Origin of the sequence: Curtobacterium sp. MCPF17_002, from assembly GCF_003234115.2 — a bacterium.
In the GTDB taxonomy this organism is placed as follows: Bacteria; Actinomycetota; Actinomycetes; order Actinomycetales; family Microbacteriaceae; genus Curtobacterium.
Genome location: NZ_CP126251.1, coordinates 1882445 through 1907550 on the forward strand (window position 1 = coordinate 1882445; position 25106 = coordinate 1907550).

Annotated in this window: 23 protein-coding genes; 14 read left to right on the top strand and 9 right to left on the bottom strand. The window is 71.9% G+C overall.

Features of this window, described 5'->3' with window-relative positions; translation table 11 throughout:
- Positions 1-49: 49 nt before the first annotated feature.
- The 4 genes from DEJ28_RS18025 to DEJ28_RS08845 form a co-directional block, all read right to left on the bottom strand.
- Positions 50-478 (bottom strand): anti-sigma factor domain-containing protein, encoded by a 429-nt coding sequence (locus tag DEJ28_RS18025; RefSeq protein WP_349774950.1) that lies wholly within the window; start codon positions 476-478, stop codon positions 50-52.
- Between the two features lie 468 nt (positions 479-946).
- Complete coding sequence (locus tag DEJ28_RS08835; RefSeq protein ID WP_258368043.1) at positions 947-1492, bottom strand: RNA polymerase sigma factor; 546 nt, start codon at positions 1490-1492, stop codon at positions 947-949.
- 87 nt (positions 1493-1579) lie between these two features.
- On the bottom strand, positions 1580-2218 hold the full coding sequence (locus DEJ28_RS08840) for a class F sortase (protein ID WP_111115491.1): 639 nt from the start codon (positions 2216-2218) through the stop codon (positions 1580-1582).
- A gap of 14 nt (positions 2219-2232) precedes the next feature.
- On the bottom strand, positions 2233-3090 hold the full coding sequence (locus DEJ28_RS08845) for a DUF4397 domain-containing protein (RefSeq protein WP_111115576.1): 858 nt from the start codon (positions 3088-3090) through the stop codon (positions 2233-2235).
- A 240-nt stretch (positions 3091-3330) separates the two neighbouring features.
- Here DEJ28_RS08845 and DEJ28_RS08850 point away from each other — a divergent pair, with 240 nt between their 5' ends.
- The 13 genes from DEJ28_RS08850 to csrA all read left to right on the top strand — a co-directional run bounded on the left by DEJ28_RS08850 (position 3331) and on the right by csrA (position 14197).
- Positions 3331-3630, top strand: coding sequence for a flagellar FlbD family protein (locus tag DEJ28_RS08850; RefSeq protein ID WP_111115490.1), 300 nt, complete (start codon positions 3331-3333; stop codon positions 3628-3630).
- Complete coding sequence (locus DEJ28_RS08855; RefSeq protein WP_111115489.1) at positions 3630-4463, top strand: motility protein A; 834 nt, start codon at positions 3630-3632, stop codon at positions 4461-4463. Before DEJ28_RS08850 ends, DEJ28_RS08855 begins: the two co-directional genes overlap by 1 nt.
- Positions 4464-4465: 2 nt before the next feature.
- Positions 4466-5404 carry an OmpA/MotB family protein gene (locus DEJ28_RS08860; RefSeq protein ID WP_111115488.1) on the top strand — a complete coding sequence of 313 codons (939 nt, stop codon included), beginning with the start codon at positions 4466-4468 and terminating at the stop codon, positions 5402-5404.
- 145 nt (positions 5405-5549) lie between these two features.
- Positions 5550-6443 carry a flagellar motor switch protein FliM gene (locus DEJ28_RS08865; protein ID WP_111115487.1) on the top strand — a complete coding sequence of 298 codons (894 nt, stop codon included), beginning with the start codon at positions 5550-5552 and terminating at the stop codon, positions 6441-6443.
- Positions 6440-7147, top strand: coding sequence for a flagellar motor switch protein FliN (gene fliN / locus DEJ28_RS08870; RefSeq protein ID WP_111115486.1), 708 nt, complete (start codon positions 6440-6442; stop codon positions 7145-7147). The genes DEJ28_RS08865 and fliN overlap by 4 nt, the downstream gene beginning before the upstream one ends.
- 8 nt (positions 7148-7155) lie before the next feature.
- Positions 7156-7734 carry a FliO/MopB family protein gene (locus DEJ28_RS08875; protein WP_220034625.1) on the top strand — a complete coding sequence of 193 codons (579 nt, stop codon included), beginning with the start codon at positions 7156-7158 and terminating at the stop codon, positions 7732-7734.
- Positions 7731-8567: a flagellar type III secretion system pore protein FliP gene (gene fliP, locus DEJ28_RS08880; RefSeq protein ID WP_111115485.1), complete on the top strand. Its 837-nt coding sequence runs from the start codon at positions 7731-7733 to the stop codon at positions 8565-8567. The genes DEJ28_RS08875 and fliP overlap by 4 nt, the downstream gene beginning before the upstream one ends.
- Before the next feature lie 24 nt (positions 8568-8591).
- Entirely contained in the window at positions 8592-8867 is a 276-nt protein-coding gene (fliQ, locus tag DEJ28_RS08885; RefSeq protein WP_111115484.1) for a flagellar biosynthesis protein FliQ, read from the top strand.
- A complete protein-coding gene (locus tag DEJ28_RS08890) occupies positions 8867-9625 on the top strand; it encodes a flagellar biosynthetic protein FliR (protein ID WP_111115483.1) in 759 nt (252 codons plus the stop codon). Before fliQ ends, DEJ28_RS08890 begins: the two co-directional genes overlap by 1 nt.
- Positions 9626-9630: 5 nt before the next feature.
- Positions 9631-10812: an EscU/YscU/HrcU family type III secretion system export apparatus switch protein gene (locus tag DEJ28_RS08895; protein ID WP_111115482.1), complete on the top strand. Its 1182-nt coding sequence runs from the start codon at positions 9631-9633 to the stop codon at positions 10810-10812.
- Positions 10809-12863 (top strand): flagellar biosynthesis protein FlhA, encoded by a 2055-nt coding sequence (locus DEJ28_RS08900; protein WP_111115481.1) that lies wholly within the window; start codon positions 10809-10811, stop codon positions 12861-12863. Before DEJ28_RS08895 ends, DEJ28_RS08900 begins: the two co-directional genes overlap by 4 nt.
- Positions 12853-13848 carry a hypothetical protein gene (locus tag DEJ28_RS08905; protein WP_111115480.1) on the top strand — a complete coding sequence of 332 codons (996 nt, stop codon included), beginning with the start codon at positions 12853-12855 and terminating at the stop codon, positions 13846-13848. The genes DEJ28_RS08900 and DEJ28_RS08905 overlap by 11 nt, the downstream gene beginning before the upstream one ends.
- A 4-nt stretch (positions 13849-13852) precedes the next feature.
- Positions 13853-14197 (top strand): carbon storage regulator CsrA, encoded by a 345-nt coding sequence (gene csrA / locus DEJ28_RS08910; protein WP_258368042.1) that lies wholly within the window; start codon positions 13853-13855, stop codon positions 14195-14197.
- Positions 14198-14294: 97 nt separating this feature from the next.
- Here the strand turns inward: csrA and DEJ28_RS08915 are convergent, their stop codons facing one another.
- A complete protein-coding gene (locus tag DEJ28_RS08915) occupies positions 14295-16385 on the bottom strand; it encodes an acyl-CoA dehydrogenase family protein (protein ID WP_111115479.1) in 2091 nt (696 codons plus the stop codon).
- 214 nt (positions 16386-16599) lie between these two features.
- On the opposite strand from DEJ28_RS08915, the gene DEJ28_RS08920 reads away from it, so the two are divergent.
- Positions 16600-18057, top strand: a complete 1458-nt coding sequence (locus tag DEJ28_RS08920; RefSeq protein WP_111115478.1) for a peptide MFS transporter — start codon at positions 16600-16602, stop codon at positions 18055-18057.
- A gap of 175 nt (positions 18058-18232) precedes the next feature.
- Here DEJ28_RS08920 and DEJ28_RS08925 read toward each other — a convergent pair whose 3' ends face one another.
- From DEJ28_RS08925 to DEJ28_RS08940, 4 genes are all read right to left on the bottom strand, one after another.
- Entirely contained in the window at positions 18233-18535 is a 303-nt protein-coding gene (locus DEJ28_RS08925) for a hypothetical protein (protein ID WP_111115477.1), read from the bottom strand.
- Between the two features lie 681 nt (positions 18536-19216).
- Positions 19217-22603, bottom strand: coding sequence for an ATP-binding protein (locus DEJ28_RS08930; protein ID WP_111117217.1), 3387 nt, complete (start codon positions 22601-22603; stop codon positions 19217-19219).
- Positions 22600-23445, bottom strand: coding sequence for a DUF4194 domain-containing protein (locus DEJ28_RS08935; RefSeq protein ID WP_111117216.1), 846 nt, complete (start codon positions 23443-23445; stop codon positions 22600-22602). Before DEJ28_RS08935 ends, DEJ28_RS08930 begins: the two co-directional genes overlap by 4 nt.
- Positions 23442-24995 carry a DUF3375 family protein gene (locus DEJ28_RS08940; protein ID WP_111117215.1) on the bottom strand — a complete coding sequence of 518 codons (1554 nt, stop codon included), beginning with the start codon at positions 24993-24995 and terminating at the stop codon, positions 23442-23444. Before DEJ28_RS08940 ends, DEJ28_RS08935 begins: the two co-directional genes overlap by 4 nt.
- Positions 24996-25106: the final 111 nt, after the last annotated feature.

Here is a 25106-nt window from a genome sequence, read left to right on the forward strand (position 1 = left end):
TGACGTCGTATCTGAGAATTCGGGGGACGCCACGGCCATCACGCTCGTGTCAGGACGGCGCCAGCGTGCCGCGCACGATCGAGTCGCCGGAGTGCGTCGGGTCGCCGTCGTCCGCCTCCGCCGACACGTCGACCACCGGGAACTCCGAGGTGTCCATCGCCGCCGGGACGGTGAAGCGACCACGATCGCCGTCGAGGAAGCCGACGCTCACCAGGCCCTTGAGGTCCGAGCGCATCATCCAGACCTCGCGGAGGCCACCGGCGGGCTCGTCGTCGGCGCTGGCCCCGGCGTCAGCGTCGGGGTCGGCGCCGGCGTCGGCGTCGTCGCTCGCGCCGCGGAGGTCGACGACGAGGGTCAGTCTGCCGTCACGGTCGCGTTCGAGTTCGGCGGTGCCGCGCGATCCCTTCCACGCGGGCAGGGGGTCGAGGGCGGCGCTCGCGAGGACCGTCTCGGAAGCGCCGCGGGGGAGTCCGGGCACCACCCCCGTCACCACCCCGATGCCGGCCAGGACGGCGAGGACGCCGACGCCCGACAGGACGAGGGCGGCGACGGCGGTCGGCGGTGTGCGAGTCGGTGCGCCCCGGTGCCGGTGTCGGCCCCGGTGTCGTCGCGGGTGTGGGCGCGGGTCCTGGCTCCTGCGTCGGTTCCAGCGGTGACCTCGGCGTCGACGTCGACGTCGGCGTCGACGTCGGCGTCGACGGCGACGGCGACGGCGGCGTCGTCGCGCCTTCGGCGTCGGCGATCTCGGCGGCGATCCGGTCCCAGACCCGCTCCGGCGGCGCGGTCAGACCGATGTCCGCCGTGGACCGGGTGACCGCGGCGACGCGCTGCAACGCCGCGACCTCGTCACGGCAGCGCTGGCAGGACGCCAGGTGCGCGGCGACCTCGTTGTCCGCCACTTCGTCGGAGACCGCGAGCATCGCCAGGGTCTCGTCGTCGACGTGCTTCATTCGATCACCTCCAGACGTGTTCGGAGCCGAGCCAGACTTCGGTGGATGTGGCTCTTCACCGTCCCCAGGGGCAGGTCGAGCCGTTCGGCGATCTCACGATGGCTGAGGTCGTCGTAGAACGCCAGTCGCATGACGCGCCGCGGGACCTCGCCGAGCCGGTCGAGTTCGCCGGCGACGAGTGCACGCTCGGCCAGGTCGAAGGCCGGTTCCGGGGCGGCGGTGGTCTCCTCGACGACGTCCGGGTCGGCGGCGCTCGCGTGTCGACGCCGATCGGTGAGGGCGTCGGCGATGCAGTTCCGGGTGATCCCGACGAGCCAGGCGCCGAGGGGAGCGCGGGTCGGGTCGTACGACGCGCTCCGCTGCCAGGCCTTCACGAAGACCTGCTGGGTGACGTCCTCGGCCGCGCTCGGGTCGGACAGGGCCCGGAGGGCGAGCGAGTAGACCAGCGACGACCACCGGTCGTAGACCGCTCGCAGGGCGTGCTCGCTCCCGGCGCTGAACGCGTCGGAGAGTTCGCCGTCGTCCGGGAGGGTGGTCGTCACGTCGTCCTGTCGCTGCTGCGGTCCTCGTCGACCACGTCCTGATCGTACGGCCCGGTCCGGCATCTCGCCCATGGTCGTCCCGGTGTCCTACGCCGGGTCCGCGGTGATCACGAGGTTGCTCTCGTAGTGGTGGGTGGTGGTGTCGAACGCGCCGCCGCAGGTGACGAGGACCAGCTGCCGCGGCCCGTCGACGCGGAAGACGGAGCCCCACGGCAGTCCCTGCTTCTCCAGCATGTCGACGGAAGCGATCCGCCACCGGGTCTCGGCACCGGCGGCGTCGGTGACGGAGACGGTCGTGCCGGCGGGGACGTCCCGAAGGTGGGCGAACGGTCCGACGCCGTAGCCGACCGCGTCCACGTGCGCCGCGATGACCACGGCGCCCTCGGAGGAGGACGGCGCCGCGCCGAACCGGTACCACCCGGCGACGCTGGGATCGGGCGGCAGGGCCATCGCTCCCTGGTCGTCGACGCCCTCGGGCCGGACGGTCGCGGTGACGCCGGCCCAGTCGACGTCGATCCTGGTCGGCGCCACGGCCTGCCGGACCGGAGGGAGCGTCGCCGCGGACTGCGGGACCGCGGCCGAGAACGCCGACGGCACCGGCGTGGGCGTCGCCGTCGGGGCGGATGAAGGGTGCCCGCCGGGGGTGGGAGCCTCGGCCGGCGAGCACCCGGTCATGACGGTGAGGGCCGCCGCGGCGACGACGAGCGTCGTCGCGGCGGACCGCACGGTACGGAGGGTGTTCAGCGTCCCGAGTCCGGTCGCTTCGTGGCCACGGCCAGGTGGCGACGACGGAGCACGACGGCACCGATGGCCACCGCGGCCGCGATCGCAGCGGCACCACCCACGAGCGGTGCGACGTCCGGGGCGTTGGTGGCGACCAGGCCGGCGTTGCCGGCGGGGACACCGTTCGGCGTGCCGCCGAGGTCGGCGATCGTCTGCGTCGCGAGCGCCAGGTTCTTGTCGTCCAGGCTGCCCCAGGCGTACACGATCGTGTCCGAACCCGCCGTCACCGCGACGTCGGCCGGGCCGATCACCGGGTCGGTCGTCCCGGTCGCGGCGACGGACGCCGAGACGGTGCCGGCCGGCAGCTCGAGCGCCTGCTCGTCCGGGTTGGCGAGGTTCGAGACGACGGCCTTGCCGCCCGCCAGGACGTCCACGGCCGGTGCTGCCGCGACGTGCCGGACGATGAGCCGTCCCTGCCCGGCCGCGACCGCGGAGGTGTCGTTCGTGAAGAGCGTCGCCGTGGGGGAGCCGTCCGTCTTGTCGTGGGCGACCGCGGTGGAGTTCGAGCCGGCGGCGAGGGTGACGTCGACCGGCCCGATGATCGGCTTGGACGCGTCGGCGGCGTCCGAAGCGGTGATCGCGATCTGGTGCGCGCCGGCGGGGACCATCATCGGTCCGGCGAGGGTGCCCGGCTTGAAGTCGTCCAGCGCGCGCTTGCCGTCGAGGTAGACGTCGACGGTGACGGCCGGCACGGCGTGGAGGACGGAGAGCGTGGCGTCGCCGGTGGCTGCGGTCGCCGCGGTCGCGGGCATGACGGCAGCGGCGGCGGCGAGCAGGACACCGGCGCTCAGGCCGGTGGCGAGTGTCTTGCGCATGGAGGTCTCCTTCGGGCACGTCCGGGCCGGTGCGGACGACGTCATCGTCGACGTCGTACTCCCACTACCGGCCGGGACCCCCGATCGGATGCACCACCGGCCGACGAGTTCGTCCCCCGTGTTGCCGACACGGGCTAACGCGCCGACGGTGGCCGCCGATAGACCTCCGTGCAGGCCCACGGACGGGCCCGCATCCCGCCCCACGGACGGCGGCGGGACGATCGAGAACCAGGACGGGCCATGATCGTCGTCACACGACTCAACGGCAGCGGATTCGCTGTCAACCCCGACCTCGTGGAGCGCATCCAGGAGACGCCGGACACGACGCTCATCATGGTCGACGGCGCGAAGTACATCGTGCGCGAGTCCATGGCCGAGGTCATCGACCGGATCGCCGCGTACCGCGCCCGGATCGTCACCATGGCGTACGGCACGGAAGCGCGGAACGCCACCGGCCCGCAGCCGACGCTCGCGGCCGTGGCCCCGATCCACGGCGCCGGGACCGACCGCGCACCTCGCACGCAGGACGGGGGCCGCTGATGGACATCGCGACGATCGTCGGCATCCTCCTCGCCTTCGGTGCGCTCTTCGGCATGGTCGAGATGGAACACGTCGAGCTCGCCGGGCTGTTCCTCCCCGCCCCGATGCTCCTCGTGTTCGGCGCCACCATCGGCTGCGGCATCGCGAGCACCACGCTGAAGGACGCGATCGCCAGCTTCAAGTCGGTCCCGAAGGCGTTCACCGGCAAGGTCACCCCGCCGGCCTCGGTCATCGAGGACGTGGTCGGGCTCGCCGAGACGGCACGGTCGAACGGTCTGCTCGCGCTCGAGCAGGAGGCCGACAAGCACGACGACCCGTTCATGAAGAAGGCGCTGCAGAACATCGCGGACGGCACCGACGGCGACGAGCTGCGGATCCTGCTCGAGGACGAGATCGAGTCGAACGCCGCCCCGGTGCGGAGCGCGAGCGCGTTCTTCATGGGCCTCGGCGGGTTCGCCCCGACGGTCGGCATCATCGGCACCGTGGTCTCGCTGACGCACGTGCTGGCCAACCTCGGCAAGCCGGACGAGCTCGGCCCGCTCATCGCGAGCGCGTTCGTCGCGACGCTGTGGGGCCTCCTCACCGCGAACTTCCTCTGGCTGCCCATCGGCGGCAAGCTCCGGAAGCTCGCGCAGCTGGAGTCCGACCGGCAGACCCTGCTGATGGAGGGCCTCCTCGCCGTGCAGGCCGGCAGCCAGCCCCGGCTGCTCGGTGAGCGCCTCAAGGCCATGGTCCCGCCCGCCGCCCGCAACGACGCGGCCGGTGGCAAGGGCAAGGCGGGCAAGGGCAAGGGCGGCGACGCAGGCGCCGACGACCAGCAGCTGGCGGCCTGACGATGAGCGCGAACCCCCGTGGGCACGGGCGCGGTCGCGGCGGCCGGAAGAAGGGCGGCCACGACGACGCCGAGCACCCCGACGAGCGCTGGATGGCGTCCTACATGGACATGATCACGGTGCTGATGTGCATGTTCCTCGTGCTCTTCGCGATGTCGACGGTCGACCAGCAGAAGTACATCCAGCTGAAGAACTCGCTCGCGACGGGCTTCGGCGAGGTGAAGTCGCAGAAGATCGACACCGCCTCCGGCACCGTCGTCACGAAGGACCAGGTGAAGGACGGCTCCGGCTACTCCGAGGACAAGTCGCAGGCGGACCACTCCACCGCCTCGTCCGGCGCGAAGGACACGAACGTCGACCCCGCGTCCACCGTCGTGCCGACCACGGCGACGAAGGCCGACGTCGCCGCGGCCCAGAAGGAGCTCGACGACCTCAAGGCGATCGAGGCGGCCATCAAGGGCAACCTCGACAAGGCCGGTCAGACGTCGAACGTGCAGTTCACGGTGGACGCCCGCGGGTTGACCGTGCGGCTCGTCGGCAGCGAGACGTACTTCACGACGAACAGCGCCGACCTGTCCGACCAGGCACGGCGGATCATGGACGCGATCTCGCCGGTGCTGAAGACCGCGGATCACGACGTCAGCGTCGAGGGTCACGCCGACCAGCGGAACTCGACGGCGCCGTACGCGACGAACTGGGAGCTCAGCGCCTCGCGCGCGACCGGGGTGCTGCGGGACCTCGTGGAGCGGGGCGGCATGCCGGCGGAGCACATCCAGAGCGTCGGGTTCGGGTCGAGCCGGCCGCTCGCGAAGGGCGGCACCGATGCCGACCTCACCCTGAACCGGCGGGTCGACATCGTGGTGCTGTCGAACCAGGACCAGGACGTCAGCGCGCTCATGCCCGCCCTGGCGAAGGCACAGGACGGAGCGCACCAGGGCTGACCCAGCCGACCGGGGCCGACACCAGCCGGGGCCGACACCAGCCATGACGCCGACGCGACGGTCGCACGGCGCCCCGGCCCCAGAAGTGGGCACAGCCGGGGGACAGCACTGACGGGTGCCGCACGGCGGACCGATAGACGCACCCGTGACCAAGACCCTGCCAGCGCCCGAGGTGTACGACTTCGCGCGCCCGTCGACGCTCGCCCGTGAGCACGCACGGGTCCTCGAGCTCGCCTTCGAGACCTTCGCGCGCCAGTGGGGCACCCAGCTGACCGCGAAGGTCCGCGCGGTGAGCCAGGTCACCTGCGAGCAGGTGGAGATGACGACGTACGACGAGTACGCCGCCTCGCTGCCCGCGCTCACCGGGATGGTCCTGCTGCCGATCGCGGACGTCGTCCCGAAGGGCGTGCTGCAGGTCCCGCTCGACGCCGCGCTGACGTGGGTCTCGCACGCGCTCGGCGCCTCGAAGCCGCTGCCGACCCCGGACCGCACCTTCACGCCGATCGAGCAGGCCCTGGTCCGCCGGATCGTCGAGGACGCCCTCGACGACCTCCGCTACTCGTTCGGCGGACTCCTCGCGCACGACGTCACGGCCGGCGGGTTCCAGTTCAACTCGCAGTTCGCCCAGGCCGCCCAGAAGGGCGACCTCATGATCGTCGCCTCGTTCACGATCCGCGTCGGCGACCGTGTCGCCCCGGGGACGCTCGCGCTCCCGGCGGACGCCGTCCTGCCGCAGCTCGGCGAGGCCGCCGCGCACGTGTCGCCGGCCGACGCCCGCGCCCTGCTCGACGCGCAACTCGCGGGCGTGCCGGTCGGCGTCAGCCTGCGCTTCGCCCCGGCGACGGTCCTGCCCTCCCAGGTGCTCCGGCTCGCCGTCGGAGACGTCCTGCCGCTGCCGCACCCGCAGCACCGCCCCCTCACCATCACGGTCGACGGCGAGCCCGTCGGCACCGCCGCGGTCGGCGCGAACGGCTCGCGCCTCGCCGGCATCGTCGTCACCACCACACCCGCCGCAACGAGCACGGAGCAGCCCGCATGACCACCACGACCCTCCACACGCAGGCTGCCGACGCCCTCGTCGCGCAGCTCCCGACGGCGGCCCCGCTGGCAGCGGTGCTCCAGCCTGGAGGCGCGACACCCGTCGCCCTCGAAGCGGCCCGTGACGCCGTGGTCGCGTCGTTCGTCGGCGGCCTGTCGGCCGACGTCGTGCTCGTGCTCACCGACCTGGAGGCCGTCGCGGCAGCCGGCGGGACCGAGCACGGGATCGTCGACGTCACGGACGTCCTCCGTCCGTCGCTCGAGGCCGCCGCGTCCGTGCTCGGCGTCGGGGTCCTCGGTGACGCCCGGCGCGAGTCGGCGTCCGCGCTCCTGGCCGACCCGGACGCCGTGGTGTTCGAGCTCACGGCCGGTGGCGTCCCCGGTGGCTGGTTCGCGCTGCGGGTGCGCGAGAACGGCACCGTGTCCGCGCCGGCGGCCCCCGCGACGACGATCCCGTCCGGCAACCTCGGCCGCATCAACAACGTCGAGATGACCCTCACGGTCGAGATCGGCCGCACCCGGATGTCCGTCCGCGACGTGCTCGGCATGGAGCCCGGAGCGGTCGTCGAACTCGACCGCAGCGCCGGCGCCCCCGCGGACGTCCTGCTCAACGGGCGGCTCATCGCGCACGGCGAGGTCGTGGTCGTCGACCAGGACTACGCCGTCCGGATCACGAAGATCCTCGACGTCGCCGAATCCGTCTGAGCCCCGCCGTGGACACGCTCGTCATCGCCCTCCGCGTCGCGCTCTCGCTCGGCGTCGTGCTCGCCCTCATGTGGGTGCTGCACCGACGCATGGCGAAGGGCCCGTTCGGCGCGGGCAAGGCCAAGGGCCGTCGTTCGGCCTCGGTCGAGGTCGTCGCCCGTCAGGGCATCGGCGGCAAGGCGAGCGTGGTCGTGGTCGACGTCGAGGGCGAGCGCCTCGTGCTCGGCGTCACCGAGCACGGCGTGGCCCTGCTCACCAGCGGGCAGGCGCCCGCGCCCGAACTGACCATCGTGACGGGTCCCGTCCAGCTGCCCGTGCGTCCGACCCCGTCGGCCGAGCAGTTCCGTCGGGAACTCGCGCAGCAGACGGCGGCCGAGCCGCGCCTCCAGGCCGAGCCGGCTGCCGTGACGGAGCCGTCCGCCGTGTCGGAGCCGTCCACCGTGGCGGAACCGCTCCCGATGCGCCCCCGGAACCGCCGCTCGCAGCGCACCGTCGTGCCGACCCCCGCGCAGCTGCAGGGTTCGATCCTGTCCGCGGACACCTGGCGCCAGGCCGCCGCAGCGCTCCGGAACCGGCGGGCCGGGTGACCGCGGTCCGGGGTCACCGTCTGGCCCTGAGCGGGCGCGTCGTCGCCCTCGTCGTCCTCGGACTCGCGGTCGTCGCCGGGTTCCTCATGCTCACCGCGACCGGCGCCCACGCCGCGGGCGTGGTCCAGCCGACCGCGCCGGCCACGCCGACGGCACCGGCGAACGGCGACTTCAGCGTCAGCGTGAACGGGCCGGACGGCACGCCGTCGTCCGCCGTCGTGACGCTCATCGGCATCACGCTCCTCAGCGTCGCGCCCGCGCTGCTGCTCATGATGACGTCGTTCACGAAGATCTTCGTGGTGCTCGCGATGACGCGGAACGCGCTCGGCCTGCAGTCCATCCCGCCGAACCAGGTCATCGCCGGCCTCGCGCTGTTCCTGTCGCTGTTCGTGATGGCCCCGGTCCTCGGGCACATCAACGACGACGCCCTGCAGCCCTACCTCGCCGGGCACATCGACTTCGCGAAGGCGGTCGAGGTCGGCACCAAGCCGCTCCGGACCTTCATGCTGCACCAGACCCGCGAGGAGGACGTCGCCCTCATCACGCGTGCCGCCGGGCAGGACAACCCGAAGTCGATGGCCGACGTCCCGATGACGACCGTGATCCCGGCGTTCGTGATCTCCGAGCTGCGGAGCGCGTTCATCATCGGGTTCGTCATCTTCATCCCGTTCCTCGTCATCGACCTCGTCGTCTCCGCCGCGCTCATGTCGATGGGCATGATGATGCTGCCGCCGGTCATGATCTCGCTGCCGTTCAAGATCCTGCTGTTCGTCCTCGTGGACGGCTGGGGACTCATCATCAAGTCGCTCATCGAGAGCTACCACGTTGTCTAGCGCCGTTTCGTCAGGGGGGCACGCATGAACCAGCAGGCCGTCATCGACCTCGTGCTGCAGGCGCTCCTCGTCGCCGGCAAGCTCGCGGCCCCCGTCCTGGTGACCTCGCTCGTCGTGGGCTTCGCGATCTCGCTCTTCCAGTCGGTCACGCAGATCCAGGAGGTCACGCTCTCGTTCGTCCCGAAGGCCGTCGCGGTCGCGATCGCGCTGGTCGTCTGCGGCAACTGGATGATCTCGGAGATGGTCGGGTTCACCCACGTCGCGTTCGACATGATCCCGAAACTGCTCGGGGCCGGCTGATGGAGCTCGTGATCAACGGCGACCGCCTCGAGGCGACGATGCTCGCCGGCGTCCGGCTCGTCGCGTTCTTCGTCATCGCGCCGCCGTTCTCGTACCGCGCGTTCCCGGGCACCGTGAAGGTCATCCTCGGCATCGGTCTGGCGATCGGCGTCGCCCCGAAGGTCGCCGAGGGGTACCACTCGCTCGACACCGGCCCGTTCCTGCTCGCCCTCGTCACGCAGCTCGTCGTGGGGCTCGCCCTCGGGTTCCTCGTGTACCTGGTGTTCGCCGCCGTGCAGTCCGCCGGCGCCCTCATCGACCTGTTCGGCGGGTTCACCCTGGCGCAGGCGTTCGACCCGCAGTCGCAGGTGAACGGCGCCCAGTTCACGCGGTTGTTCCAGATGGCGTCGCTCGCGCTGCTCTTCGCCTCGGGCGGGTACCAGCTCATCGTCGGCGGTCTCGTCCGGTCGTTCGACGCCGTCCCGCTCACCGGGACCTTCGAACTCGGCGGGATGGCGTCGCTCCTCGTCACCGCGCTGTCCCAGATGTTCCTCGCGACGCTGCAGATCGCCGGGCCGCTCGTCGTCGTCCTCTTCCTCGCCGACGTCGGTCTCGGGCTCCTCACGCGTGTCGCGCCCGCCCTCAACGCGTTCCAGATGGGCTTCCCGATCAAGATCGGGCTCACCGTCGTCTTCGCGGGCGCGCTCTTCATGGCCCTGCCGTCCGTCGTGTCGTCCCTCACCGGCGACGCGGTGGCCGCGATCACGGGACAGGGGTGATCTGAGTGTCCGACAGCGGAGAACGGTCCGAACAGGCCACACAGAAGCGGATGCGCGAGGTCCACCAGAAGGGCCAGATCGGTCGTTCGCAGGACCTCGGGGCGTGGATCGGCATCGGCGCGGCCGCGGTCATGATGCCCGCTGCGATCGGAAACGCCGCCGCGGCCGGTTCCGACCAGCTGCGCGCCGTGCAGCGGGTCATCGCCGATCCCTCGATCGGCACGATGAACGGGGTGTTCCACGACGCCCTCGGGTCCGTCGGTGCCACCCTCGGCCCGATGCTCGGCGTCGTCCTCGTCGCCGTCGTCGCCGCCGCGGTGGCGCAGGGCGGCGTGCACTTCCGGAAGCTCACGCCGCAGCCGGACCACTTCGATCCGATCGCTGGCCTCAAGCGCGTGTTCGGTACCCAGGCGATGTGGAACGGCCTCAAGGCACTCCTCAAGACCGGGGTCGTCGGACTCGTCCTCTGGTTCGCGGTGCAGGCGCTCGTCCCCGTCCTCATGACCAGTGGGTCGTTGCCGCTGTCCGCCGTGCTCGACGCCGCGGCCGCCGGCACCGGCACGCTGATGCGGGCCGCGATCGCCGCCGGGCTCGTCCTCGCCGCGCTCGACGTGTTCGTCGTCATCCGGCGGAACCGCAAGCGCACGATGATGACCAAGCGCGAGGTCAAGGACGAGAACAAGCACAGCGAGGGCGACCCCCTCGTGAAGTCGCAGCGCCGGTCCCGGCAGATCGCGATGAGCCGGAACCGCATGGTCCAGGCGATCGGGACCGCCGACGTCGTCATGACGAACCCGACCCACTACGCGGTCGCGCTCCGCTACGAGCCGGGCAAGTCCGCACCGAAGGTCGTCGCGAAGGGCGCCGGTCCGGTCGCGACGATGATCCGCGAACGAGCCGAGCAGGAACGCGTGCCGATCGTGCAGGACGTCCCGCTCACCCGAGCACTGCACGCGGCGTGCGAGCTCGGGCAGGAGGTCCCCGTCGACCTCTACACGCCCGTCGCCCGGGTGCTGTCGTTCGTGATGGCGCTCAAGACCCGCGGCGCCGCCGCCGGCACGCACAGACCGCCCCGGCCCACCACGCCGGACGAGGTGGCCGCGGTCATCGACCCGGCGACGCTCACCGGCGACCTCCGACCTCGCAAGCTCCGCCCGACCACGTCTCCTGAAGGGGTGCCCGCATGAACCGCAAGGACCTGCCGAAGCTCGTCGTCCCGGTCTTCATCGTCGGCATCATCCTGCTGCTGATCCTGCCGGTGCCGTCGTTCCTGCTCGACTTCCTCATCATCTGCAACATCCTGCTGGCGCTCGTGATCCTCCTCACGACGCTGTTCGTGAAGAAGCCGCTCGACTTCTCGGTGTTCCCGTCGCTGCTCCTCGTCGCGACGCTGTTCCGCCTCGGCCTCAACGTCGCGTCGACCCGCCTGGTGCTCGGCGAGGGCTTCGCCGGGGACGTCATCCAGGCGTTCGGCCACGTCGCCGTCTCGGGCTCGATCATCATCGGCGCGGTGATCTTCCTCATCCTCATCGTCATCCAGTTCGTCGTCGTGACGAAGGGCGCCGAGCGCGTCGCCGAGGTCGGTGCGCGCTTCACCCTCGACGCGATGCCCGGCAAGCAGATGGCCATCGACGCGGACCTCAACGCCGGGCTCATCACCGACGAGCAGGCGAAGGAACGCCGTGCGTCCGTCTCCGCCGAGGCCGACTTCTACGGTGCGATGGACGGCGCGTCGAAGTTCGTCAAGGGCGACGCGATCGCGGGCATCCTCATCATCGTCATCAACCTCATCGGCGGCATCGCTATCGGGATGCTGCAGAACGGCCTCTCGGTCACGGACGCGCTGTCGAAGTACGGCATCCTGACGATCGGCGACGGCCTCGTCACGCAGATCCCGGCGCTCCTCATGGCGGTGTCCACGGGCATGATCGTGACCCGCTCGGGCGCCGAGTCCGAGATGGGCTCGTCGGCGGCCAACCAGCTCGGGCAGTCCCGGAACGCCCTCACCATCGCCGGTGTCGCCGCGATCGCGATGGGATTCATCCCCGGCATGCCGATCCTGCCGTTCCTGCTCGTCGGCGCCACGCTGCTGTTCACCGGCTGGCGCATCGGGCAGAACGCCGCCCGCGCCGAGAAGACCGCAGCCGAGCAGGACGCACTGGCCGCAGCCGCGCCGAGCGCCGACACCCCCGAGGACCTCATCGAGCAGATGCGGGTGCACGCGCTCGAGATCCTGCTCGCGCCCGACCTCGTCGACATGGTCTCCGGCTCCTCCGACGACCTGCTCGGCCGCGTCCGTGCCCTCCGCCGCAAGATCGCGATCGACATGGGCGTCGTGGTGCCCCCGGTCCGCACCCGGGACAGCATCGAGCTGCCGCCGTCGACCTACGCCATCCGGATCGCCGGCGTCGAGGCGGGCCGCGGCACCGCGCCGTCGCGCAGCGTCCTCGCGCTCGGCGACCACCTCGAGGGCCTGCCGGGGGAGACGACCGTCGAGCCGGTGTTCGGCCTCGCCGGCAAGTGGGTGCCCGCCGAGCTCCGGCACGCCGCCGAGATGACCGGCGCCACCGTCATCGACCGCGTCTCCGTGCTCGTCACCCACCTGCAGGCGATCATCGGCGACAACGCCGCGCGCCTCCTCACCCGCGAGGACGTCAAGGTCCTCACCGAGGGCGTCAAGCAGGTCAACCCCGCCGCGGTCGAGGAGCTCGTCCCCGGCATGCTCTCCCTCGCCGAGCTCCAGCGCGTGCTGCAGGGGCTCCTCGTCGAGCGGGTGCCGATCAACGACCTCGGCCGGATCTGCGAGGCGCTCACCCTCCGCGCGAAGGTCTCCACCGACCCCGAGGGGCTCGTCGAGGCCGCCCGCGCCGCGCTCGGCCCCGCGCTGCCCGCCCGTCACCTCGACAACGGCGTGCTCCGGGTCATCATGATCGACCCGCTGCTCGAGCAGTCGATGCTCGAGGGGCTCCGGCCCTCCGAGCAGGGCAGCCAGATCGTGCTCGACGCGCACCGCATCGAGCAGGTCCTCGGGTCCCTGCGCGACGCCGTGCGTGCCGTCGAGGACCAGGGCATCTCCGCCGTCCTCGTCTGCGCACCGCAGCTCCGGCCGGCCGTGCACCGCATGGTCTCCGCGCAGTCGAACGGCCTGCCCGTGCTCTCCTACCAGGAGGCCACCGCCGCGGGCTCCACCATCGAGACCGTGGGAGTGGTCCGTGCCGCCGACCCGATTGCAGCGTAACGGCGCCACCCTCGACGAGGTCCGGGACGCCGTCCGGGCCGAGTTCGGCGCGGGCGCCCGGATCGTCGCCGCCGAACGCGTCACCACGCCCGGCATCGGTGGTCTGTTCCGGAAGGCGCACGTCGAGGCGACCGTCGAGGTCCCCGCACCCGACGAGGTCCCGACGGCCCGCGTCGCGATCGCGGACGGCGTCGTCAAGCGGGTGGGCATCGCGGCGCTCCTCGCCGACGCCGACGCCGCCGAGGCGCGCATCGCCGCCGGCGACGGCACCTCCGCCACGCGAGCCGACGCGTTCGCGTCGGTCCTGGACGGGTTCGTCGCGGACGGGATCACGGGGAGCGCCCCGCGCCCGACCGGACCCGTCGCCGAGGTGGGCGGGTCCGTGGAGGCCGGGTCGCGCCTCCCGGACGCACTGTTGCCTGCTGACGCGCTGCGGTCTGCAGACGCGCTGCGGTCTGCAGACGCGCTGCGGTCTGCGGACGCGCCGCGGTCTGCGGACACTCTCCTGCCTGGAGGCGCGGATCGCCTCGTCGACGTCCGTCCCCACGCGCGCGTGGCGGCGCTTCCCGCATCCCGTCCCGTCGTGCCGTCGGTGCGGTCCGCCGACGGCGACCTCGTGCTGCTCGTCGGACGACCCAACGACGTCGACGCGGCCGCGGGCATCTTCGCGGCGCGGTACGTCCTCCGGCCCACCGACGCGGCCGACCGGCGGAGCGGCATCCTCGCCCGAGCCGAAGGGGTCCGCGACGGGTACGCCCTGCTCACCGTCGCCGCGTGGGACGACGCGGCGACCGTCTCGGGCCTCGCACCCGACCAGGTGTGGGTCGTCGTCGACGTCGGACGGAAGCCGTCGGACTCTGCGGCCATGCTGTCCGCGGTCGCCGGGCGGGCCGTCGTCGCCGGGGTCGTGGCGATCGGTGCGGGGGAGACCGCCACGCCGGAGTCCGTCCACCTGCTGGGGGTGCCCGTCCTGTCGCTAGGCTGAACGGGTGCTGGTACTCACGCGGAAGGTCGGCGAGCGGATCCTCGTCGGTGACGACATCGTCATCACGGTGCTCGACAGCCGCGGGGACGGCGTCCGCATCGGCATCGACGCCCCGCGCGGGGTGAAGATCCAGCGCGAAGAGGTCGTGCAGGCGGTCATCGCGGCGAACGCCGAGGCGGCTGCTGCCGCGTCGGCTGGTGGTTCCGGCGGGTCTGGCGGTCCTGGCGGTCCTGGCGATTCCGGCGGTTCCGGCGGTTCCGCCGACGATGCCGAGGCGCGGCTGCGCAAGGCGCTCGGGGAGCTCGGGACCCTCGGAGAGCTCGGGACCGAGCCGCCGCGGGACGCCTGAGCCCAGGTCTCGCTGTCGCACCCCCGCAGGAGCACCGCGCCCCGGTGTGCAGGGGCGCGATGTCCGTACGGGGGTGCGGTGTGACCCCTGGGGTCGATCAGGGGCGGGGCTTCTTCTCCTGCTCGGGGAGCCGACCCGCCGCTGCTTCGGCGGCGAACCACGCGCGCGCCTCGTCCTGCCGCGCCTGCTCCGCACCGAGGGCGATCGGCGCGCGGACGTGCCCGGGCTCGTAGCCGAACGAATCGAGCAGCTGTGGGATGACCGGCCGCACCCGGGCGACGAGGCGGTCGATGTAGGCGGACACCGCCCGGCCGCGCTGCGCCGTGATGCGGCCGTGCATGAGGTACCAGTCGAGGTGCTGCTCGAGCAGGCCGAGCGCGAAGAGGTCGCGGAGCCAGACGAGCACGCGTCGGGTGTCGCCCTCGGGGACCTCCTCGATCGCCTCGGTGAACGCGTCCCACTGCATGAGCTCGGCGTGCGCCTTGGCGGCCTCGATGAGTTCGTGCTGTGACCGGTTGAGCAGCAGTGCACCGCGTGCACGGTCCTTGCCCGCCGCGGCGAGGCGCATGCCGATCTCGGTCACCATCGTGTCCACCCGGCCGGCGAGCAGGTCGCGCTGGGTGCGGGCGTCCTGCAGGTCCGTCACGGACGCCGCGAGCGACCCGCGGTCCGCGACGGTCTGCCCGATGCGTCGGAGGCCGGTCGCGTCGGCGAGCCGGGTGGCCGCCTGCGCCGCCACGAACTTCGCCGTCGACGCCGGGTCCTTCGGCGCCTTCGCACGGAAGTCCGTGAGCAGGCGCTTGCCGACGAGCTGGAGCAGGACCGTGTTGTCGCCCTCGAACGTCACGTAGACGTCGAGGTCGGCGCGGAGCCCGGTGAGCCGGTTCTCGGCGAGGAAGCCCGCGCCTCCGCAGGCCTCGCGTGCCTCCTGCAGGGTGTCGAGCGCCGACCAGGTCGACATCGACTTGAACGCCGCGGCCTGGGTCTCGAGGTCCTCGCGGCGCTGCGGGGTGTCCTCGCGCCCGCTGAACACGTCGTCGAAGGTGCGGAGGAGCTTCTCGTGCGCGAACGACTGCGCGAACACGGTGGCGAGCCGGGGGATGAGCCGGCGCTGGTGACGGCCGTAGTCGAGCAGGACCCCCTCGGTGCCGTCCCCGGTCGGGAACTGGCGGCGCTGCGCGGCGTAGGTGAGGGCGATCTGCAGCCCGATCTTCTGCGCCACGACCGCCGCGCCGTCGAGCGAGACGCGGCCCTGCACGAGGGTGCCGAGCATCGTGAAGAAGCGTCGCCCGGGGGACGCGATCGGCGAGGAGTACGTGCCGTCCTCGGCGACGTCGCCGTAGCGGTTGAGCAGGTTCGTGCGGGGGACCCGGACGTGGTCGAAGGACAGCCGGCCGTTGTCGATGCCGTTCAGGCCGCCCTTGACCCCGTCGTCCTCGCCGCTGACCCCGGGCAGGAAGGCGCCCTCGGCGTCGCGGAGCGGCACGTAGAAGGCGTGCACGCCGTGGTCGACACCCGCGGTGACGAGCTTCGCGAACACGACGGCCGCCTTGCCGTGCAGGGCCGCGTTGCCGATGTAGTCCTTCCACGCGCCACGGAACGGGGTGTGCACGACGAACTCCTGCGAGGACGGGTCGTACGTCGCCGTGGTCGCGATGCTCTGCACGTCGGAGCCGTGCCCGGTCTCGGTCATCGCGAAGCAGCCGGGGACGTCGAACGAGACGATGCCCGGCAGGAACTCGCGGTGGTTCCGCTCCGTGCCGAGGTGGTGCACCGCGGACCCGAAGAGTCCCCACTGCACGCCGGCCTTGATCTGCATGGAGGGGTCGGCGGTGACGAGCTCCTCGAACGCGGCGAGGTTGCCGCCGTGGTTGCTCTGGCCGCCGAACTCCGCCGGGTACGGGCGTTGGATCGCACCGGCGTCGACGAGGATCCGGAGCTGGTCGAGGGCGCGCGCACGGTGCTCGGGGACGGGCTGGCCCTCGATCTTGTGGAGCGCGGGGTCGAGCGCGAGGCGGCGCGAGATGCGACGGTCCTCGGCCCAGCGTCCGAGCAGCAGTTCCCCGAGCAGGTCGACGTCGATGCGGACGTCGGTGTCCGTGCCGCCCGTCGGCGTGCCGGCGGCAGGGTCGCCCGCGGCGTCGGCCTTCGGGGTGTTCGTGCTGGGGACGGGTGCGGTGTCGACCATGGTCGGAGCCTTCCTGAACTGCGGTGTCCGGTGTTGCAGAAGCCACGCTATTGACGTCAGCCGCGAGCCGCCCGAACGCCGTCCGGCCCGCACAACGTGCCGGGGTCTCCTGCCTCGCCAGGTGGTGGGAACCCTCCAAAGGCGCCCGCCGAACGTTCATGAGGCAACATCAGCGATTGGGCGGGGCTCTCCGTCGAGGGGCAGACTGTCGGGCATGTCAGGCACCACCGCACCACCGGAACGCAAGCGCACCTTCTTCGGGCAGCCGTTCGAACTGTCCACGCCGTTCGCGGTCGAACTCTGGGAGCGGTTCTCGTTCTACGGGATGCAGGGCATCGTCCTCATCTACATGTACTACACGCTCTCCCAGGGCGGCCTGGGGATCGACAAGGGCATCGCCAGCGGCATCATGGGCGCGTACGGCGGCGCGGTGTACCTCTTCACGATCATCGGTGCGTGGATCGCCGACCGGCTGATCGGTGCCGACCGCACCCTGTTCGGCAGCGCGGTCGTCGTGATGCTCGGGCACATCGCGCTCGCGCTCATCCCGGGCGTCGCCGGCGTCGGCGTCGGCCTGGTCCTCATCGCGCTCGGCTCCGGCGGGCTCAAGGCGACCGCCACCACGATCGTCGGCGGTCTCTACAGCCGCGACGACCCGCGTCGCGACGCCGGCTTCTCGCTGTACTACCTCGGCGTGAACCTCGGCGCGTTCTTCGGCCCCCTCCTCACCGGACTCCTGCAGACCTCGCTCGGCTTCCACTACGGGTTCGGCCTCGCCGCCGTGGGCATGGCCGCCGGCCTCGTGCAGTACGCGATCCGCCGCCGCAAGCTCCCGGAGTCGGTGCGCCACGTCGCGAACCCGATCGACCGTCGTCGCCTGCCCCTCATCGGCGTGCTCGTCGTGGTCGCCCTCGTGGTCATCCTCGTCGCCGTGCTGACCGGGCTCCTCAACGTGGGCAACCTGCCGACCGTGGTGGTCTCGATCGTGATCCTCGCGACCATCGGCTACTTCGTGGTGATCCTGACGAGCGGCATCACGGCACAGGAACGCTCCCGGGTGCTCGCGTTCATCCCGCTCTTCATCGGCAGCGCCGTCTTCTGGTCCCTCTACCAGCAGCAGTTCACCGTCGTGACCGTCTACTCCGACGAGCGCCTCAACCGGTCCCTGTTCGGCTGGGACATGCCGGTCTCGTGGGTGCAGTCGATCAACCCGGTCTTCATCATCGTGCTGTCCGGTGTCTTCGCCGCGATCTGGACCAAGCTCGGGACGCGCCAGCCGTCCACCCCGACGAAGTTCGCCTTCGGCACCGGGATCATGGGCATCGCGTTCCTGCTGTTCCTGCCGTTCGTCGGCTCGGGCAAGAACGGCACACCGCTCCTCGCCCTGGTCGGGATCCTGCTCGTCTTCACCATCGCGGAGCTCCTGCTCTCTCCCGTCGGCCAGTCCGTCGCCACGAAGCTCGCCCCGCCGAAGTTCCAGACGCAGATGGTCGCCCTGTTCTTCCTGTCGGTGTCGCTCGGCACCGCGGTGACCGGCGTGCTGTCGCGGTACTACGACCCGGCGAACGAGGCGCCCTACTTCGCGGTGCTCGGCCTCGTCGCCGTGGCCGTGGGTGTCGTCCTGCTCGCGCTCGTCAAGCCGGTGCTGAAGCTCATGCGCGGCATCCGGTAGCCTGAGGGCAGCCACACCGGCCCCGCAACCAAGGAGTCACCAATGCTCGAACTCATCGCAGCCGTCATCATCGGTATCGGCGTGCTCGGTGGTGTCGGCATGTGCATGGCCGTCGCCGCCATGATGAAGAGCGGCTCCGAGGAGTACTAGGCCGCCGTTCGCCGCTGCACGGTCGCTACTCGGCCGTCGTCGGTTCGACCGGCACCAACTGACGACTCAGGACGGTCGCGCGCTCGAAGGGGCCGCGGCCGTCCTTCGTGTACACGGGGTCCTCGAACGCGACCGTCCACGACAGCGGTTCGCCGACGCCGGGGTACCCGACGAGCTGGTTCCCGCCGGGAGCCACGATCACGCCGATCGGTTCACCGGCCCAGCGTTCGCCGCCGCGCTCGGTGTCGATGACCTGCACGAGGGCCCCGATGCCGAGACCCGGTCGGTCGTCGGGCTGGGAGCTGGGGGAGCGGCGGCGTCCGAACACGCCCTCACCGTAGCGTGCCCGCCACTGAGGTCGCGGTGCGCGCCGCGTGCGCCGCGTACGTTTCGCCGAGATCGCACTTCGTGCCGCGTGTGTTTCGCCGAGATCGCACTTCGTGACGCCGAGGGCGGCGCCCGGCCGCACGAAGTGCGATCTCACTGGCCGGGCGGGCGGCGGGGGTCAAACCCGACCACATCCGGACTGGAGGCGCGGGGCGGCCTGGCACCGTGCCTCCAGGCCGTCGGTCGGTCACGTCCAGATCGCAGGACGCGCCGCGTGTGTTTCGCCGAGATCGCAGAAAGTGGCGCCGGCGGCGGCGCCGGGCCGCACGAAGTGCGATCTCACCTGCCGGGCGGCCGCAGGCCACCACAGTTACGCCGCGTGCACGCCGCCGAGATCGCACTTCGTGACGCCGAGGGCGGCGCCCGGGCGCACGAAGTGCGATCTCACCGGCTTGCCCGGCCGGCGCGGAGGTCAGACCTGACCACGACCGGACTGGAGGCGCGGGGCGGCCTCGCACCGTGCCTCCAGGCCGTCGGTCGGCCACGTCCAGATCACACGACGCGCCGCGTGCGCGCCGCCGAGATCGCAGAAAGTGGCGCCGGCGGCGGCGCCAGACCGCGCGAAGTGCGATCTCGGCGCCAAGAGCCCCCGCGGCCCCCGCGCCCGCCGCCCCGCGCCCCCTCAGTCGGCGACGCGCGCGATCTCGGTGATCGACGAGTACCCGGTCTCCGGGTGCTTCCGCATCGACAGCAGGCGCTCCATCGACGGCTCGAGCGCGGTGACCTTGTCGAGCGGCGCACTCACCACGAGCTGGAAGCCGAGCCGGAGCCACGCGGTCACCGCACGCCCGGCGAACTCGGAGTCCGCCTTGATGAACGCCTCGTCGAGGAACACCGGCGCGAACCGCGGCCGGGGCCGGGTCTCGTCGCCGAGCTGGTAGCGGAGCGCGGCACCGACGATGAACGCGACGAGCTCCTGCGTCTCACCGCCGGACTTGTCGCCGAGCGACGAGTACACGCCGAGGTCGTTGCCGTCGGTGTCGTACCGGACGGCGGTGATCTCCATGTGCCGGCGGACGTCGAGCACGGCGTCGCGCTGCGTGGTCCGGCCGCGCGGCGAGTCGGTGTCCGGGCGGATGACGGCCATGAAGCGACGGAGCCGGCGGAACCGGGTCTCGAGCACGTCGTCGGTCAGCTCGGTCGAGGTCGAGGCGGACAGGGCGCGGAGCTCCCGACGGAACTGGGTGACGTCCTCGCGGGTGACCCGGCGGATCTGGATCTTCAGCCGGTCGCGGTTCGCGCCGAATGGCAGTTCGCGGAGGATCTCGTTGACGGGTTCGAGTCGCTCCTCGATCTCGACGACGGCGCGGTCGAACGCCCCGGCGAGGGGGACGAGGTCCTCGCCGCTCCACTGCGACAGCCGTCGGCGCCATTCGGTGCGGCGGGCGTGCAGGCCGGTCGCCACGATCTGGTCGAGGACGCGAAAGTAATCCGGGTACGAGGCGACGCCGGTGCCGAGGTTCGGGTCCGGCCAGGCGTCCTGGTACCGCTGGAAGGTCAGAGTCAGCGCGGTCGACGCGGACGCGGCACCGTCGAGCGCCTGCGAGAGCCGCTCCTCGAGCCGTCGTCGGAGCCGTCGCGCGGCGTCGTCGAAGCCGTCGATGCCGTCCGGGGCGCCGACCTCCTCGAAGGTCTCGGCGAGCAGCTGCTCCTGCGCAGCGTCCGGCAGCGATGCCGGGGTGTCGTCGAAGCGCGACAGGATCTCGGCCGCGGCGTCCTGGCCGTCGACGAGCACCGCGTGGCGCTCCTCGAGCCGGGTGACGGACAGCCGCGCGGCGGAGCGACGGTCGGCGGCCTCGTCGAGCGCCTTCCGCAGCCGTGCGACGGACTCGCGCAGCGTGCGGAGGCCGTCGTCGGCGGCGAGGAGCGCGTGCCGCTGTTCGTCGAGCCGGGCGAGCGAGTCCTCCACCCCGAGCACGTCGATCGCCTGCCAGGTGACGTCGACCACGTGCTGGTGCGCGGCACGCAGCGTGTCGAGCGCGGTGAGGTCCTGTGCGACGTCGGTGCGCCGTGCCTCGAGCGTGGCGAGGTCCTCGGCGATCGACGCCAGCTCCTGCTCGACCGACGCCACGCGGGCCTCGTTCGTGAAGCCGATGACGTTCGCCTGCCGACGGTCACCGTGGGCACCACGACGGCCGTCGCGGAGCTGCCCGGACTCGGTGACCCGACGGCCGCCGCCACCGAGCTCGGACGCGGACGACACGCACCGGGCGTCGGTGCGGTCGGACTCGATGCGCTCCCGCACCCAGGTGCTGAACGGGGACGCCTTGATCGCGAGCTTGCCGGAGACCATCGAGGGGTCGCCCTCGAGGTCGAGGTGCGGACCGGTCGGCACGCCTTCGAACTGGACGCGGACCGGCAGCCGGAGCGCGTCGATCGCCGCGCTGAACGACGTCAGCTTGTCCTGGTCGACCAGGAGCGTGCGGGCGACGGGCGCGAGGACGGACTCGATCGCGGTGCGCCAGCGCTCCTCGCCGGGCAGCACGTCGAGGAGCTCGGCGGCGAACGGCAGGTCGGCGGGATCGATGCCGGCGGCGCGGGCCATCTGGACGCGGGCCTCGTGCATCGGCAGCGGCATGGCGCCCTGCCGGTGTTCGAGCGACTGCCGTTCCTGGCGGAGGGAGCGTTCGCGGTCGAGGAGCGGGTACTCCTCGCGCGTCAGGGCGTCGCGTCGGTCGTCCAGGTCCGAACGCGAAGCGGCGTAGGTCCCGAGGAACTCGTGCGCGGCGCGTTGGATCGCGGTGAACGACTGCTCCGAGGAGACGGGCGACCCGAGGACCGCGGTGCGCTCCTCGAAGACGGTCCGGGTGCGGACGACCGCGTCGCGCTCCCGGGTCAGCCGTTCGATGCGGTCCTCGAGCTGGGCGAGCGCGTTGCCGCCCTGGTCGCGGAGCCGGGCCTCGGCGTCCCGTAGTTCGATCTCGACGGCGGCGTGCCGAGCCTCGGCCGCAGCGACCTCGGCCCGTGCGGCCGTCCGCTCGCGAGCGTTGCGCGAGACCTCGGCGTCGAGCAGTTCACGCTTCCGCGACGCGGTCCAGTGCGCGAACGGCGACACCTCGGCACCGGTGGCGATGCCGTCCAGCGCCTGGGCTGCGGCGGTCGCTCGCGAGATCTCCTCGTGCAGCTCGACGATGGGGGAGAGGATGCGGACCTTGCGCTCCTCGGTGTCCATCGCCTCGTACGCCTCGTCGAGGGCGGAGAAGTGGGCGAGGGCACGGTCGGCGGCCTCGTACGTGCCGGGGGTCTCCAGCACGAGCGACTTGTACAGGGCGTCGACGGTCGGCAGGTGCTGGCCGGCCTGGATGCGGGCGAGCAGGCGCATCGCCCGGTTGCCGCCGCCGGAGTCGCCGATGCCGAGCCGCGTCTGCAGCGTGTACGCGAGCTCCTGGTAGGTGTCGCGGATGACGAGCCCCGGCACGCGGCCGGTCAGCTCGAGGTGGTGGAAGCGGCTCGGCACGAACTCCTCGAGCCGTCGCAGGTCGAAGGTGTCGTCGACCGTGGCCATGGTCATCTGGATGTCGCCGACGCCACGTGCACGCTTCGGCACGATGTACGCGCGGAGCACCGTGAAGCGACGCTCGTCGTCGTTCCGGAACGTCACCGCGGCGGCGCCCCACGTCGTCTGGTCGTCGCCGCGCAGGTTCACGTCGCGGAGACTGCCGGTCTCCGGGTCACGGCGGGTGTCCACCTTGCCGCGCAGGTACGTCAGCAGGTTGCGCTGGTCGGCACTGCGGGCGCGCCCGGTCGTGGCGTCGTTCGAGGCGCCGTTGAACGGCACGTCGGACGGCATCATCACGGCCAGGTAGGCGTCCATCAGCGTCGACTTGCCCGTTCCGGACGCGCCGGAGATGAGCGTCGCGGTGCCGGACAGCTCGACCTGGCGGTGGCCGTGGAAGCCGCCCCAGTTGACGACCTGCATCGATTCGGCGCGCCACTGCGCGACCGTGTCGAACAGCGCCGGGATCCCGTACGCGCTCTGGCCGAAGGCATCCGTCGCGGTGTCCGTCATGCTCCGGTCTCGCCTTCTTCGTCGAGTTCGTCGGCCTGGAGGCGCGGCTCGCCCCCGTCGGTCGGCGCACCATCAGGGGTGGTCGCGTCCTCGGACCCCGCCGGGTTATCGGAACCCGCCGGGTTCTCGGACTCCGCCGGGTTCCCGGGGACGGTGCTCGCCTCGGTGGACTGCACCCACCGGTCGAGTTCGAGCAGTCGCTCCAGCGGGAGCAGCACCTCGACCACGCTCGCCACCCGAAAGCGGTCCGGGTCGGTGGTCCGGAGGAGGATGCGCGCCGTCACGAGCCGCTCGACGGCCTTCGCGACGCGCCCCTCGTCACGGGTGCGGTCGGTCGCGGTCGCGGGACGGAAGCCGGCGACGTGCCCGAGGATCTCGGAGCGGTCGACGACGACCTGGTCCGGACCCGGACGGGTGTCGGCACGCAAACGCATCCGCAGGTAGACGAGGACGATCGTCTCCTCGCGGGTGTACGGCAGGTCGCGGAGCAGGGTCGGGAACGCCTGACGCTGGCTCTCCGAGCGGGCCTGGCGCTTCCAGGCGACCTCGCGGTCGCGGTCGACGTGCAGCTCGAGGAACAGGTCGTTGAGGCGCGAGCGCAACTGGTGCTCGGCGTCGAGCACGGCGCGCCACTCGTCGGCGTGCGTGCGGGCGCTCACGTACGAGTTGCGGAGCAGCGCGACGAGCGCGCGGCGCTGGCGGTCGTCGAGGCGGCCCTCGTCGCCCTCGAAGAGGGCGAAGCTCGTCTCGTCGCGTTCGTCGCGTTCGTCGTCCTGCAGGACGCTCGTGGGGTCGTCGAAGGGGACGGTCTCGTCCACCGGTGCCGGCGTCGTGTCGCTCACCGTGCCTCCTGTCCGTTCTGGTGGTTCTGGTTGTTCTGCTTGTTCTGGCCTGCTCGGTCGTCGTCGAGCGCGGCCGTCGGCATGGTGAAGGCGACCGGGCTGCCGTCCGGCCGCACCGTGCGGTGCAGGGCGACGTGCGCGGCGGACTCGAAGTCCTCGTGCCCGGTCAGCAGGTGCGCCAGCCCGAAGAGCTCGACGGGCCGGCGCTGCTCGGGTGGCAGACCGTGGAACGCGTCCACGCTCGTGTCCGCCTCTGCGAACCGGAGCGCCGCGCGGAGCTCGGTGAGGAGCGGACCGCCGTGTCGGCGGAGCATCTCGACGTCGAGGTCCTCGAAGACGTCGTCGTCCGGCGCCTCGATGGGCGGCGGGACCGACTCGGCGTCCGGGTCGTAGAAGCGCTCGCGGAGCGTCCCCACCTCGGCCGTCGCGGGGAGCAGCCCGATCGGCACCCGGTCGCGTGCGGACCCCTGGTCCATCCACCGTGCCAGGCCGCGGTTGACCGAGCGGAGCACCGCGTCGAGCTCACGGTCGCGGACGACGTCGTGCGCGACGATCTGGTCGCGGAGCGTCGCGGTGAGCTGCCGGCGCTGGGCGAGGACGTCCTCGATGCCCTGGCGGAGGATGCCCACCGTGTTCCGGAACGCCCGACGCTCCGCCGCTCCGAGGGAGTCGGCGAAGGGGTGCGCGAGGATCGTCGCGATGTCCTCGCGGAGGCGCAGCAGGAGCGCGTCGTCGCGGAGGAGCTCGAACGCCCCCTCGAACGCGCGACCCTCGGGCGTCGCCTCCATGAGGGTGTCCGTGCGGGCGAGGTAGTCATCGAGGATCTCGCCGATCGGTCGGACCTCTTGCCGGAAGTCCTCGACGATCGAGCGGTGCATCGTCGCCACCGCTTCCTCGACGCGCTTGAAGTCGCTCGGCAGCTGGCGGATCAGGTCGGAGATGTTCGTGTAGCCGTCGCGCATCCGGGCGTCGTCGACCGTGGCGACGTCACCGCGCTCGAGCCGTTCCCGCTCCGCCTGCAGCTCGGCGATCTGCGCGTCGATGCGACGGACCTGCACGTCCGGGTCGGGTTCGGCGCGGGCGGCCCACTGGTGCACCGCGTCGACGATCATCGCGAGGCGGCTCTCGCTGATGAGCGCACGGTCGGAGGACAGGGCGTCGACGAGGCTCAGGGCCTCGAGGGCGTGGCTCGTCAGGGAGTACTGCTCGTCGCCGTCGGGGGAGTTGGAGCGGACGAGCCACTGCGCGGCGACCCACTCACGGCTGAGGGCGCGGCCGTTGGGGCGGGTCGTCGGATCGGTCGCACCGTCGGTCGCTGCGGTGTCGACGTGCTCGCTCGCGGGGACACGGGCGCCCGTCGCCTGCAGACGCGCGACGTGCTCCTCGACCTGCAGGTGCATGCGGTCCGCGGGGACGTACTGGACGTCGCGGTCGAACACCGTGCGGAACACCGCGAGGACCGTGGCGCTCGTCGGGCGGGACATCAGCCGCAGGGTCGGACGGTCGAGGACCGCTCGGACCCGGGCGAACTCGAGGTCGACGTCGGTCATGGGCCCCTTCGTCCGGTCGGGTCGGTGTCTGATCGTGAGATGAGAAGAGCCCGACGCTGCTGCGTCGGGCTCTTCTGGTTGTTCTTCAGGCCCTGTATGGGGCTCTGTTTG

Coding starts and splice junctions, on each gene's coding strand:
- DEJ28_RS08845 (WP_111115576.1), bottom strand. CDS start 3,090: ATGCGCAAGACACTCGCCACCGGCCTGAGCGCCGGTGTCCTGCTCGCC.
- DEJ28_RS08850 (WP_111115490.1), top strand. CDS start 3,331: ATGATCGTCGTCACACGACTCAACGGCAGCGGATTCGCTGTCAACCCC.
- DEJ28_RS08855 (WP_111115489.1), top strand. CDS start 3,630: ATGGACATCGCGACGATCGTCGGCATCCTCCTCGCCTTCGGTGCGCTC.
- DEJ28_RS08860 (WP_111115488.1), top strand. CDS start 4,466: ATGAGCGCGAACCCCCGTGGGCACGGGCGCGGTCGCGGCGGCCGGAAG.
- fliN (WP_111115486.1), top strand. CDS start 6,440: ATGACCACCACGACCCTCCACACGCAGGCTGCCGACGCCCTCGTCGCG.
- fliQ (WP_111115484.1), top strand. CDS start 8,592: ATGAACCAGCAGGCCGTCATCGACCTCGTGCTGCAGGCGCTCCTCGTC.
- DEJ28_RS08890 (WP_111115483.1), top strand. CDS start 8,867: ATGGAGCTCGTGATCAACGGCGACCGCCTCGAGGCGACGATGCTCGCC.
- DEJ28_RS08900 (WP_111115481.1), top strand. CDS start 10,809: ATGAACCGCAAGGACCTGCCGAAGCTCGTCGTCCCGGTCTTCATCGTC.
- DEJ28_RS08915 (WP_111115479.1), bottom strand. CDS start 16,385: ATGGTCGACACCGCACCCGTCCCCAGCACGAACACCCCGAAGGCCGAC.
- DEJ28_RS08920 (WP_111115478.1), top strand. CDS start 16,600: ATGTCAGGCACCACCGCACCACCGGAACGCAAGCGCACCTTCTTCGGG.
- DEJ28_RS08930 (WP_111117217.1), bottom strand. CDS start 22,603: ATGACGGACACCGCGACGGATGCCTTCGGCCAGAGCGCGTACGGGATC.
- DEJ28_RS08940 (WP_111117215.1), bottom strand. CDS start 24,995: ATGACCGACGTCGACCTCGAGTTCGCCCGGGTCCGAGCGGTCCTCGAC.